The 13,516-nt window shown below is 45.1% G+C and carries 11 protein-coding genes; 4 read left to right on the top strand and 7 right to left on the bottom strand.

Annotated elements, in window-relative coordinates; genetic code table 11:
- Nucleotides 1-1,132: DNA recombination protein RmuC (locus A3761_RS05825; RefSeq protein ID WP_156491645.1), on the bottom strand; the 1,132-nt coding region annotated here is incomplete at its 3' end.
- Between the two features lie 232 nt (nucleotides 1,133-1,364).
- Here A3761_RS05825 and A3761_RS05820 point away from each other — a divergent pair.
- A complete protein-coding gene (locus tag A3761_RS05820) occupies nucleotides 1,365-4,097 on the top strand; it encodes a DUF1566 domain-containing protein (RefSeq protein ID WP_082865241.1) in 2,733 nt (910 codons plus the stop codon).
- Nucleotides 4,090-4,614: a DUF1566 domain-containing protein gene (locus tag A3761_RS05815; protein ID WP_068511867.1), complete on the top strand. Its 525-nt coding sequence runs from the start codon at nucleotides 4,090-4,092 to the stop codon at nucleotides 4,612-4,614. Before A3761_RS05820 ends, A3761_RS05815 begins: the two co-directional genes overlap by 8 nt.
- A 65-nt stretch (nucleotides 4,615-4,679) precedes the next feature.
- On the opposite strand, the gene A3761_RS05810 is transcribed toward A3761_RS05815, so the two are convergent.
- From A3761_RS05810 to A3761_RS05795, 5 genes are all read right to left on the bottom strand, one after another.
- Nucleotides 4,680-7,058 (bottom strand): ATP-binding protein, encoded by a 2,379-nt coding sequence (locus tag A3761_RS05810; RefSeq protein ID WP_068553622.1) that lies wholly within the window; start codon nucleotides 7,056-7,058, stop codon nucleotides 4,680-4,682.
- A 45-nt stretch (nucleotides 7,059-7,103) separates the two neighbouring features.
- Nucleotides 7,104-7,244: a hypothetical protein gene (locus A3761_RS26130; RefSeq protein WP_156490449.1), complete on the bottom strand. Its 141-nt coding sequence runs from the start codon at nucleotides 7,242-7,244 to the stop codon at nucleotides 7,104-7,106.
- Nucleotides 7,245-7,256: 12 nt separating this feature from the next.
- A complete protein-coding gene (locus A3761_RS05805) occupies nucleotides 7,257-7,490 on the bottom strand; it encodes a hypothetical protein (protein WP_068511862.1) in 234 nt (77 codons plus the stop codon).
- A 76-nt stretch (nucleotides 7,491-7,566) separates the two neighbouring features.
- Entirely contained in the window at nucleotides 7,567-8,970 is a 1,404-nt protein-coding gene (sthA, locus tag A3761_RS05800) for a Si-specific NAD(P)(+) transhydrogenase (RefSeq protein WP_068511859.1), read from the bottom strand.
- On the bottom strand, nucleotides 8,967-9,827 hold the full coding sequence (locus A3761_RS05795; protein ID WP_068553621.1) for an HDOD domain-containing protein: 861 nt from the start codon (nucleotides 9,825-9,827) through the stop codon (nucleotides 8,967-8,969). Before A3761_RS05795 ends, sthA begins: the two co-directional genes overlap by 4 nt.
- Before the next feature lie 203 nt (nucleotides 9,828-10,030).
- Here A3761_RS05795 and A3761_RS05790 point away from each other — a divergent pair, with 203 nt between their 5' ends.
- Nucleotides 10,031-11,134, top strand: a complete 1,104-nt coding sequence (locus A3761_RS05790; protein WP_068511852.1) for a lipase family protein — start codon at nucleotides 10,031-10,033, stop codon at nucleotides 11,132-11,134.
- Between the two features lie 94 nt (nucleotides 11,135-11,228).
- On the top strand, nucleotides 11,229-12,947 hold the full coding sequence (locus A3761_RS05785; RefSeq protein WP_082865379.1) for a GspE/PulE family protein: 1,719 nt from the start codon (nucleotides 11,229-11,231) through the stop codon (nucleotides 12,945-12,947).
- 9 nt (nucleotides 12,948-12,956) lie between these two features.
- Here the strand turns inward: A3761_RS05785 and A3761_RS05780 are convergent.
- Nucleotides 12,957-13,516: response regulator transcription factor (locus A3761_RS05780; RefSeq protein WP_068749971.1), on the bottom strand; the 560-nt coding region annotated here is incomplete at its 5' end.

Raw genomic sequence — 13,516 nt, 5'->3', positions numbered from 1 at the left:
CACCCGCTTTTTCACTTAAGGCCAATGCATCATTTTGGCTGTTCTGAAGACGCCAGATATTTGAAACGGTTTTTAGTATCGGTAAAAGCGTTGTATGGGAAACTAGAATAATATTTTCGCGATAAGCTTCTTCATAAAGCTCAGGACTATGCTTAAGCCCTTCTATATATGCGGCCTCCAATGGCAAGAACATCAAGACAAAACTTGGGCAGTTAATTCCTTTAAGACGACTGTAGTTTTTCTCTGATAGCTCTTTAACATGCACTCTCAATGCTTGAATATAATTATTCATCGCTAATTCGCGTTGAGCTTCTGTTTCAGCCGAAATAGCAGATTCATACGCCACCAATGAGGCCTTACTATCGATAATCAAATGCTGATTGTCTGGCAGGTCTATTAAAAAATCTAAAAAATACGCTCGCCCTTTGTCATCTTTAAGGTGAACCTGCGTCCGATAATGCTGATCTTTTACTAATCCGGCGACCTGTAAACTTCTTTCTAGTTGCACCTCGCCCCAATTACCCAAGGTTTTCTTATCGCCTTTGAGTGCAGTCGTCAGGTTCTGGGCATCCTGAGACATCTGCGCATTAAGGTTTCGCAGAATCTCCAACTCCTTCTTTAGACTACCAGCCGATTCATGATTTTCCTTCTGGATACCGTCTACCCGATGACGGAACTCGGTAATTTGTTCTCTAAAAGGTTTTAGCACGCCTTCGATAGACAACTGGTTATCCTTGGTAATGCGTTTTCCCTTTTCGTCAAAGATGCGGTTCGCCAAATTCTCAAACTCTGACTGAAGTGATTTTTTCTGAGACTCAAATTGCTCTCTCTGTTGAATCATTGCGCGATCACGCTCTTCAATAACCGCCTCTAGACGGGCATTATTTCGATTCAAGTCAACCACCTGAAGCCTGGACGACTGAAGCTCGTCATGTAAGTTTAAACACTGTTCACCTTGAGCCTCTAAACGTTCCAGCAAAAGAGCCTTATCACTTTCTAGAGCTGAGTATCTGCTCTGTTCATCACTTAGCTTTCCAAGGTATAGCTTTCGAAAATAAGCCAGACCACCTATAACAATAAAGGATAAACAAGCGATAAATAACTCTAGGTTCGCCAGTAAGTGCTGTTCCATTTAGTTAGCCTTAGATAAGTGAAAACATTTGCCGCTACGTCGGCAAAAAGAAGTCTGTACGGTATCCCAAAAACCATACTATCAGAGTCTGAGAGACCAATAATCATTGCTATTCAATAGATTATAGAAGACACCATAAATTTTGGCCCATTTAATGCTTCCCTAGCTGGTAATCGCGCTAAAACCTTAGACAGCGCTTTGAATATACCTTTGACACTTTAGTATAGCTGCCATGAAAATTTTTCTACAACGATGCTGGATAGTGCCGCTAGTTCTATTACTCAGTGCCTGTAATGGAGGCTCGTCTGGCAAATCTTCGCCCCAAAATCATCAACCTGTAGCCAATGCAGGTGAAGACATGACGGTCACCGAAAAACAATTAGTGACCTTAGACGGTTCTGCCAGCCATGACCCAGACGAAGACGATATAAACTACAAGTGGATTCAGGTTGACGGTCCCTTCGTGGAACTCAGCTCAGACGAAGATGACTCACCGAGCTTTATTGCCCCTGACGGAAGTACAACCCTGCGCTACCAGTTACACATTAGCGACGGGATCAACTCATCTGTCCCTGATACCGTCACGGTAACTGTACTAGAACAAGCTGACAACAACACCCACTCTAATCCTGATAGCAGTTCTGACCCTGACACCGGCTCTGACCCTGACAGCGGCTCTGACCCTGACAGCGGCTCTGACCCTGACAGCGGTTCTGATCCTGACAGCGGCTCTGACCCTGACAACGGTTCTGATCCTGACAGCGACTCTGACCCTGACAACGGTTCTGACCCTGACAACGGTTCTGACCCTGACAACGGTTCTGACCCACAGACCTCAAATACACAGCCTATCGCCCATGCAGGTGATGACCAAAACGCTAACGGGAACAGCTTGGTCACGCTGGACAGTTCTCAAAGTCTTGATTCTGATGGCGACACGCTAAGTTATTTATGGACTCAAGTTAGCGGCCCAAGCATAACACTCAATGATACAAGCATCGCTTTTCCCAGCTTTGTTGCACCCAATATTGACGCTAACTACGTCTTTTCCTTGCATGTTAACGATGGTCTTGAAAGCTCCGAAACTGATGAGGTGAGTATTACAGTCACTGCAATCAATACTAATCAACCCCCTATGGCCGATGCGGGCCCTGACCAACAAGCAAACGGGAATGACATTGTCGTCGTTAGCGGCGCAAATAGCACCGACCCGGAAGGAAGCAGCCTGAGCTATACCTGGCAACAGGTTTCCGGCCCTGTGGTTACAGTTCTAGATTCAGAGCAAGCTCAAGCTTCATTCATAGCACCGGAAAATGGTGGCGAAATTGAGCTTAGCCTAACCGTCAATGACGGCGAGTTAAACTCTGTAAGCGATAGCATTATTATTTCTGTTCAAGCTATCAGCACTGCATTGGTCGCTCACGCAGGCGCTGACCAAACAGTCAGAAGCAATACATTGGTTTCACTAGATGCCAGTGAAAGTACTCATAGTGAGCACCTGAGTTTAAGTTACGCCTGGCGTCAGACAGGTGGCCCAAGCGTCATTCTAAGCTCGGTGTCAGAACTACAACCACAATTCCAGGCACCTGAAACTGATTCGACTAGCACCCTTATCCTGACTTTCTCATTGGTAGTCAGTGATGGCGAAGCAAATTCTGCGGCTGACGAAGTGGTAATCAGTGTCAGCAATGCCAATTCGGCACCTTTCGCCAATGCGGGCCTATCTCAAAGCACTGAAGGCGGAGATTCTGTAACACTGGATGGAAGCCAAAGCAACGACCCCGAAAATGACACGCTCACTTACGAGTGGTCACAAACTGCAGGGCCAGACGTTGAACTGAATGATAACACCTTGGTCTCACCCAGCTTCGTGGCGCCAACGGAGGGTGGAGAATTGCAGTTTTCACTTATTGTCAATGACGGTGAACTATCTTCGGAAATCTCATTCACGAATATTTCAGTGATGCCTGCAAACAATCCTCCTATCGCCAACGCCGGTGTCGACCGATATGTTGGCAGTCTCTCTATTGTGGCACTAAAGGGCAGCCGAAGCCTCGACCCTGAAGACGACCCCTTAAGTTATAGCTGGCTTCAAATAAGCGGCCCTGAAGTAAGCTTAAGTGATGAGACAGATGCTAACCCGGTATTTGAAGCTCACACTGATGGAAGATTGGTATTTTCATTAGTGGTTAACGATGGCCAACTCGATTCAGAACCGGACCTGGTTAATGTCGTGGTCGGCCCAATACCGGCGACTAATATTCGCGTAAATGGAACCGGTATTACCTGGGGAGCAAGCTACCCTAGCGGCAATAACCTAGACTGTTCCGGGGAAGCCATCGACCAACAGGATTGTTCCTTAGGTCGGGAGCTAACACATAACGATGATAGCGATGGTCGTGCAGGCTTCAGCTTTTTAAAGTTCGATGAGGATGGCGTTGAAACGGATAGTTCAGATGCTGAATGGAGCTGCGTTCAAGACTCTGTCACAGGCTTAATGTGGGAAGTAAAAAGTGAAGGCAACGAAACACCAGGAGACGAAGGTTTAAATGACGCCGATGATCGTTACAGTTGGTACAATACTGACGCAAGCTCAAACGGTGGTTCGGAAGGTTTTGCAGATAGCAGAGGAGAGCAATGTTTTGCCTATAACGAAGACGAACCGGCTAGCTACTGCAACACCGAAGCCTTTGTTAACCGTATGAATGAAGCCGGCTGGTGTGGCTATGCCGACTGGCGACTACCTAATCGCAAAGAGCTGCTCAGTATCGTTGATTACGGTAATGCTAAACCCATGCTCGATACTGATTACTTCCCTTCCAATGCAGCCTTAACCTGGACATCTAGCCCTTTTGCACTCGGTACAAGCAGTGCCTGGGGAGTAAATTTTTCTCATGGTAACTCTTATAGCCTCGATAAACGCAATGTAAACCAGGTACGACTAGTAAGAGGTGGTTATGAATAAATATATTTGCTTAGGGCTTCTAACACACTCTTTGCTTTCACTTCCTGTCCTGGCACAGGAATGTAGTAGCGATACCATTGCCGAAACGACGCCTGCAACACAATTTGTTATTCACGGAGACGGCACCATTACCGATACCAGCACGGCACTAATGTGGAAACAATGCTTGGAAGGTTTAAGTGGCACTCAGTGTAATACCGGCATTCTCAACGAGCAGAACTGGTCAGGAGCTCTTCAGATCCCTCGTAATATAAACGCGACAGGAGGTTTTGCAGGCTACGCCGATTGGCGCCTTCCCAACCAGGCAGAGTTAGCCTCTCTGCTAGAAGACCAATGCGTTGAGCCAAGTATTAATGCGACGGTTTTCCCCAATACTGCCAACAAGTTTCTCTGGAGTGCGTCACCTGACTACAACAATGATACGGCCACATGGTTCGTGGACTTCAAACATGGCGCAACAGGTACCATCACCAGAGAGCAGGCTTGGCCAATTCGTTTAGTTCGAAGCGTTCAATAGTTTAATCTAATGGAATGAGGAACGATCACGCGATCAAAGCTAAGGGCAGCTGCCAACAGCCTTGCTTAAACCGTGTATTTAGATATTGTCTCAAGCAAGACCGCATTATCAAAAGGTTTACCAACAAAGGAAGTAAAACCTTGATTCAAATACTGTTCGGTTTGTTCAGGAAGAACATTTGCTGTAAGAGCAATAATGGGTAAATCTTGCCTTCGTAATTGTTCCCGAATAATCTGACAGGCTTGCTCGCCATCCATAATAGGCATTTGAATATCCATTAAGATCAAGTCGATATCTTTCGCCTCAACACTGGCAACAGCTTCTTCACCATTATCCGCTATCTCAACCTGATAACCCGCTTTCTTAAGAATTTCTTCAGCGATCATTTGGTTAATTTTATTATCTTCAACCAAAAGCACGCATACATCAGCAGGCGCCTTAACTTTTCTCAACAATCTTTCTGTCTCTTTGCCGAGTACTGTTTTCACCTCAAGCTTTGCTTCCTTAACAACAGGAAGATCCAAGGTAAATTCAAAAGTAGAGCCACTGCCCACTTGGCTTTCGACCTTTAACTCTCCTCCCAGCAAATCCACCAATCTCTTGCTGATAGATAACCCCAGACCTGTCCCGCCATATTTCCGGGTCGTAGAGGCATCTTCCTGCTTGAAAGGCATAAACAAGTCTTTCGTATCGTGAATACCAATGCCGGTATCACTCACCGAAAACCGAACACCGCACCGACCTTCACTTTCATCCAATTTAGCATCACAGCTAAGCGCTAAAGTCACCTCACCCTCTTCGGTAAACTTGACTGCGTTGCCGCATAGATTCAATAAGACTTGCGATAAACGAAGCTCATCCGTTCTAACATAAACGGGTAAAGCCTCATCCAAGACTACCTTAAAGGCGATTCCTTGCTGATCAGCAGCAGGTAACATTAGAGACTCAATATTTCTAGCCAGCTCACTCAATTCAAGCTCTACTTCCTCCAACTCAATCATATTCGATTCGATCCTATTGAAGTCGAGAATTTCATTGAGAATCTTCAGTAGCATTTCTGAAGATCGCATGACTTTTTCCAAGTAGTCTCTCTGCTTGTCATCTAAATCAGTTTCGAGGCACAGTGAAGTCAGGCCAATAATTCCATTCATAGGCGTCCGTACTTCATGAGACATATTGGAAAGGAATGTAGTCTTCGCCATGTTTGCCTGTTCAGCTTCTTTAAGCGCACTTTCCAAATCTTCAGTTCTCTGTAAAACCTTACCCTCCAGGCCTTTATTAAGTTCAATCACCTCTTGTTCTCTTGCGACCACATCAGAAATATCTGTATTCGATCCAATAATTCTCAGGGTTCTTTTCTTGTCATCGCGAACAGCCATACTGCGTGACAAAATTGTGACCAACGAGCCATCTTTTTTCAGCATTCGGAAACGGCACTGACTGGTGTCAGCCTTTCCCTTGATAAGGTCAGAAAAGAGCGTATTTATTTGATGACGATCTTCAGGGTGAACGTGTTTCTGAAAGGCCTTCGTATCATTTTCAAGCTCATCATCCTGATAGCCAATAATCGCCTTCCAACGAGGCGATAGATACAGAGAATTAGCCAATATATCCCAATCCCAAATACCGTCATTCGAGCCCTGCACAATAAGTGAAAATAGCTCTTTGCTATCGCGTATTTTCTTCCGCTGCGTATCGACGGTATCGTAAAGAGAAAAAATTGCTTTCGATAAAACCTGGAGCTCTTCTGTATTAGTAACAATGCTTCTATCGACTGACTCACCAGCAGCCAAACGGGAGATCTTGTCGAGAAGCTGAGCAACAGGCTGGGAAAAATACTTTACCAAGAAAAATCCGGCGGCAATAATTAGAATAAATGCCGAAAACAAAATAACGAAAGTGTTCTCTAAGGTTTTTCTAACAGGCGCTAACATCAAGTGGTCTTCAAGCGCGACACCGATGCTATATCGACTACCAGGAATAGGCTGGTGAGCCTCCCCTCCTAGATCAAGCGCCCTCATTCCGGCATTCCCCGTGATCATCTCGTTACCAAGAGCGTTTAATTTAGGGTTATGTTCATTTAGGATAGAGTACTTACTGACGGCCTTTTCACCCTGCTCATTTAAGACAAAGTCGCCTTGATCATCACGTAATAGTTGAATGATCTTATTTTCGTCCCAGTGATACCAGTAAGTTCCGTCATTCGCAACCAGCATCACCTTGGCACTTCCCTGGACACCAGAAAAACTTTCTTTAACCAAGGTTTGAACCCGATCATGGATATATTCCCAGGGAATACTCAGCCCCAACATCCCCCTTACTATCTTACCTTTATCCTGAATAGGAGCCGCAATAACAATCTGCTTAACCCCCGTCGTAAAGGAGATCATCGAGTTAGAAATATAGGCTTCAGGCGAATCAGGATCTTCAGGGTGAATACTCACCTGCCAATAGTCGCGAGAGCGAATATTTTTAGGCTTCGAGTCTGGTTATTTATCATCAAAGGTTCGAATCCCTCCTTGTAGCAGATTCGCACCAGAAGTGTTATAGAAATGTCCGTTGGGTAAACCAATAATGAACTTCTCAAACTTAGGTTTCAGGAAGGTCAATTCACGCTTTAGATAAGGCATGAAGGTTTCGAACTAAAGGCCAGAAAGCTCTGCAGAACGAGCGTATTCCTGCACCAATGACTCACCATGGTCAAACTCAAACTGAAGACCATTAGCAACGAGCATTAAGCTCTTCTGCGCAATTTCTACGGTAGACTCAGTAACTTGTGCCTTGCTGTGAAGGTAGGTTTGAAAGGATATCACCAGCGAAGGCAATAAGCCGACAACTAATAGAGTAAGTAGAAGCTGATCTCGAAACTTGTACATGTGACACTTTCCTTACCTGCTCTAAAACAACTCAATTGAAGACGGGTAACTTCCTTTCAAACATTGTGCTCACGTCCTAATACTTATCACTGTGCTGTGAGCGCTTGCCTATCACTGCTAAGGCTGCAACTCGGTATGCTTCGGCTAGTGTCGGGAAGTTAAATATGCTCTCGACAAAGATATCGACATCAGCATTTGAAAGCATTGCCATCTGACCAATGTGAATAAGCTCGGTTGCACCTTCGCCAACGATCTGAACACCGAGAATCTTTTCGCCCTGAGGGTCACATATGATCTTCAGCATACCATCACGTATTCCATTAATCTGACCACGAGAGATCTCTTCAAAATTGGCTTTACCAATCACAATACCGTCACCATGCTCTTTCTTAGCTTGCTGCTCAGTCATCCCAACAGCCGAGAGTTCAGGAATTCCATAGATACCCGAGGGGATCATCTTACTCATTGGACCCACTTCAATTCCTAAAGCATTACAACTCGCTCGTCGTCCCTGCTCCATTGACGCCGAGGCCAATGATGGCGGGCCAATGACATCGCCTGCCGCATAAATATGCGGGACTTGGGTTTGCAACATATCATCAACCGATATATTGCCAAACTCATTTAACTCCAAACCAGCATTGGCAATCTGCAGGTCCTTCACATTTGCTACGCGGCCAGCGGCACAAAGAAGCTTCGCAGATCTAACAATAGTCCCGTCATCGCATCGCGTGATGACTTCAGATAAGCCATCCCACTCAACAGTTTCAACGTTCTTCTCACCTAACCATGTGCCACCCATTTCCTGAAATGAGTCGACAAACTTGGAGGTTAAGTCACCATCCATAAAGCCCAAAGGCAAAGGATACCGGTCAATCATTGTTACCTTAACGCCAAGCGCCTGGAAGATAGAGGCATATTCACTAGCGATAACACCACCACCGAGAACAGTGAGGCTCTTTGGCAAATACAACATTGTTAGGATTGAGTCAGAATCAAAAATATTTTCATGATCGACAGGGATATTATCTGGCTTACGAGGGATCGAGCCGGAAGCAATAACAAAGCTACTGGCTTCAATTTGTTCAGCTTCGCCGCGCACTTTTGTTACCTCGATAACATTCGGCGATACAAACTTGGCCCGGCCGTGAATACGTTCGATATTATTGCGTTCAATCTGATTTACCATAAAACCGTCGTGCGCTTTCAATACCCGATTCAAGCGGTCGATCAGTGTCGACATCTCGGTATCTTCAGCTAATTCAAACTGACATAAGGCCGCATTCTCTCGCATCTTTTTAACACGTAAGGCGTTCTCACGAAGCGTCTTGCTGGGGATCGTTCCTCTGTGTACACATGCACCACCCAACCATTGATCCCGCTCTATAAGAGCGACACTCTTACCACCTTTGGCTGCCTGTACCGCTGCTTTTTGCCCTGCAGGACCACTACCAATAATCACTACATCAACTTGTCTCATGAACGAATTGCCTCCAGACCACTCTTCACGATGTCGTGTCTTTCCTTCAAAAGCTCCAATTCATCTTCATATAAATTCAGATCTGCAAATACGGTATCTTGCAAAGCTGTATCTATCGCAGCTTCTTCACCCGATAACATTGCTTGAGCTAACTTAGCAGCACCATTAGTCACCATCGCTTGGTCACGATTGCTTTGGGCATTTTGATAGTCAGCATAGTAATGAACAGATTCCTGAACGATTGCGGGCATTTTCCATTTTCTGACCACGACTTCGCCATATTTCACATGATAAGCAGATTCGATTACCCCTACTTCATCTAATGAAATAGATACGTCATGCCATTCCGAGTAGTCAAAGATGGTCTGAAGGATAACCGGTTTGCCAATGCTATGAAGCAAACCGCATAGAAAGGCGGCTTCGACATTTTTCTTGGCAACTCGCGCAACCTCTTTTCCCCAAAAGGCTGTACATAAAGCATGGTCCCATATTTCATTAATACGGTTTTCGTATGTGGGCGCTTTAAATATTTTCGTATTAAGAGAAGCTGCCAAAGCAATTTCTGTAATCAGAGACAGACCGAGCCTTGCCACAGCTTGTTGCAGAGAAACCATTGAGGCGTTGGGTGTATATGCGGCTGAATTAGCAATGCGCATCACATGGCCAGCCAAGGCCTGGTCACTTTGTATGAGTTTGGCCAACTGTGCGGCATCAGAATCTGGATCATTCGATAAAGCTAAAACCTGGTTTGCCACATCCGGCAGCATCGGCACTTCGATTTTGTTATCGCTTAGATTATCAATATATTTCGCAATAGCTTGCGCTTTTGGGCTTAAATCTGAAATCGGGCTGCTCACACAACTACTCCACTGATTATTGTTTTTATTTAGTGTAGACCAGCGTTGGTGGGATAGCAGGGATATTGGGAAATAACGAAGGATGTAACAGCTTTGTGTAATTAGTGAACAATTGCAATAGCTGAGCCTAATTCCTTGAGATTATAACTAGCTCGCCTATTATACGCGCTCATTCAAACAACCGTTTCAATTCCAGGAGCTCTATGAAGAAGTTTAGTATCTTGTCGTTGCTACTTTCTTTGCCCATTATTCTACCCTTCAGCTTGGCTTTATCTTTTTCAGCCTATGCGGATATTTCCCGTTCAGCCTTTATTGAACAACTCGACTCCGCCAATTGCACACAAGTCCCTCCCGAAATATACCTGGATACCCAAAAAGCTCATTTCGATTTCGCCAACGCTCTAAGTCTCTCCTGGATTTCACTTACGACGCTAGGAGAGAATTCTATTTCCGCTGAAGAGTTTGAACAACAATGGCAGCTACGCAACTTAGAGATCATCGACAACCCAGAGACCAACCTGCGTATATTGCTTGCTGATTATAAAGATACAATGCTCATTACCTATAGATACACGGATAGTAACAAGGAGTGGCTTTACAATTCCGATGGGACTTCAGACGATTTTGAACATAGCTTTACACTAGGTGAAAAAACGCATCACGGCTTCTCTCAAGTATTAAGCTCAGAGTGGGCATCGCTATTGGCAAGCGTTAGAGCACGAAAGGGTCAAAGCAACAAACTATGGGTATTTGGCCATAGCTTAGCCGGCGCACTGGCGCAACTAAGTGCAGCAGGCTTCGAGCAAGAAGGTATTCACGTTGATCAGGTCTACCTGTCAGGCTCGCCCAAAGTTGGTAGCCCTAAGTGGGTTGAAAAAGCTCAAGTTCTTCTCGCTAACCGAGTGCATAGAGTGGTGTATGAACAAGACCTTATTGCCCGCTTACCGGTAAATCAACAGGCACTGAACGAGTTTAAGTCGATATCCAGCATTGCTCCAGACTTTATCGCGAATTCGATGAACGAAGCAAACAGCCTGATGAACTTCGATACCCTAGGTAGGCAGATCTCACTCGACCACTATGCTAACTATGTTGAGTGGAACGAAAGTGACTCTGTTTCATTGGAACAAATATACTGGTTGAACCTAGCAGATGATCTTTCAATTGCTAAACATGCTTCCTTAAGCCCACTTGATCAGATAAATAATATGACAAGTGTCATTTCAGCTAATACAGAAGACCATTCACAACTAAAAGATGATGGCTACTTCTGTGCAATGATAGCCGCGCTGGAAAATGAACACTAAAGTGACTCGGCTCAAGCCAAAGTGCTTTGAATACACATTTGCGGCGATCTTCTACTAAACTAATAAGGATATAATTAGTTTTGGAGCCTATTTCTTGATTGCAAATCGTGAACAGCTTGTAGAGTCACTTGAAAAAAGTAAAAGCTATCAACACCAGCATCTTGGGCAGATATTACTGCAAACCGGCATTATCACGTCAAAACAGTTAAGCACCGCCCTGCATAAACAAATTGCTGAGGGCAAGAAAGAAATGCTAGGGCATATATTGCAGCGCTTGGGCTACGCTAGCGACCACCAGGTTCGCAATGCACTTTCCTGCTGTCTGGAGATACCTTTTATTCAGCTCGCCGGGTTTGACGTTGATGAACATGCGTTGCAACTAGTTCCTGCCGAGTTTGCCAGAGCACATGCTGTTATTCCCCTCATGGCTCACAAAGATCGCTTAGTCGTGGCGATGGAAGACCCGTCTGATAACGAAACCATCAACCTACTGCATTTTTTATCTGAACAAGTCATCGAGCCGGTATTGAGTACCGCAAGTGATATAGAGTACGCAATTTCTCAATATTATGGCTCAACCGATATTGATGATGTTCTAAAGGATATGCCCAGCACCAGCTTGAGCAATAGCTGGGAAGCTCAACAAGCTATAAAGCTCGCATCAGATAAACCAACCGTTAAGCTAATACATAATTTGATCGCCGATGCGGTAACCCGCAGAGCATCAGACATACATATCAGGCCCAAAGAAAAAAGCGTTGATATTCTCTACCGTATTGATGGCAGTCTGCTAAAAATACGCAACTTTGATATTAAAATGTTGCCTGCCGCTGTTGCCCGTATCAAGATTATCTCAGGAATGAATATCGCTGAGCATCGTTTGCCTCAAGATGGTCGGACCAAAATCACTAGCAAAGATAAATCGATTGATTTGCGCGTATCGATCATGCCGACTATTCATGGAGAAAGCGTAGTAATCCGTCTCCTCGATACTTCGACCAGTATCAATAATATCGATGCCATAGGATTCAATGAAAAAGACTCGGAACTGTTTACCCAACTCGTTAACAAAAGCAGTGGCCTGATTTTAGTGACCGGCCCTACTGGCTCCGGAAAAAGCACCACACTTTATGCGGCACTCGAATCCATCAAACAACGTGAAATCAATATCATCACCGTTGAAGATCCGGTTGAATTCCATATCGATGATATTCTGCAAATCCAGGTCAACAATGCCATAGATTATAGCTTTGCACGTGCACTCAAAAATATTCTTCGCCACGACCCAGACGCCATTATGATCGGTGAAATACGAGATGAAGAAACAGCTAAAATGGCAGTAGAAAGCTCACTTACAGGGCATTTGGTGTTATCAACCTTACATACCAACAGTGCCGCTTCGACCATTACCCGTCTACTTGAAATCGGCGTACAAGCCTATCTCCTAAATGCAACGCTACTAGCGGTACTGGCTCAAAGACTTGTTAAACGGAATTGTCCTCACTGCCTGGAAGAAGAGCAGGTATCCCCTATTGTACGGAAAGCTTTGGGTCTGAGTGAGGATGAAGTATTCTATCAGGGCGCTGGTTGTGATAACTGCCATATGACAGGCCATAAAGGCCGTGTTGCAGTATATGAACTGTTGACACTATCACCCGATATTCGAGACATGATCAAGCCAAAAGTAAGTGCGACAGATATCGAAAAAGCCGCAATCGAAAATGGCATGACGCCTCTTACTGATCATGCACTGCATATTGCCCGACAACAGCAAACCTCATTGTCAGAAGTGTATCGGGTAAGACTGGGATAACCTCAAACCTTACTCAGACGCCTCATCCAAAGACAACTTGCTCAAGACAATGACTGCTTGTGTACGGTTACTCACGCCTAATTTTTTAAATATCGCCGTAATGTGCGCCTTCACAGTTGCTTCAGTCACACCTATTTCATATCCAATTTGCTTGTTCAGCCAGCCTTCCCTCAGGAAGCAAAGTACTTTGTACTGTTGAGGGGTCAATGAAGCAATCTTGGTAGCCAGGTCCATCTCTTCTTCATCGATTCGCCTTAGGCGGCTGCGCACTTCTTCAGGCACCCACTTCTCACCCTCAGTCACGCACTGCAATGCTTCATAGATAGTTTTTGGCGACGCTGATTTAGGAATATAAGCGCTTGCACCATGACCAATTGAGCGACTTATCGTCTCGGCATCTTCACGAGCAGACACGACAGCAACCGGAATTGAAGGAAATTTCTCACGTACTGTCACCAAGCCAAATAGGTCTTGGCTGCCGGGCATATGCAGATCAAGTAGTAAAAGGTCTAGCTCCGGGTCTTCAGCAATGGCTGCCAGAGTCGTCTCCAGGTCAGACGATTCAGTGA

The sequence above is a fragment of the Oleiphilus sp. HI0123 genome (genome assembly GCF_001635315.1).
The sequence above is the reverse complement of the archived record's forward strand: the minus strand, read 5'-3'. Positions and strand labels throughout refer to the sequence as shown.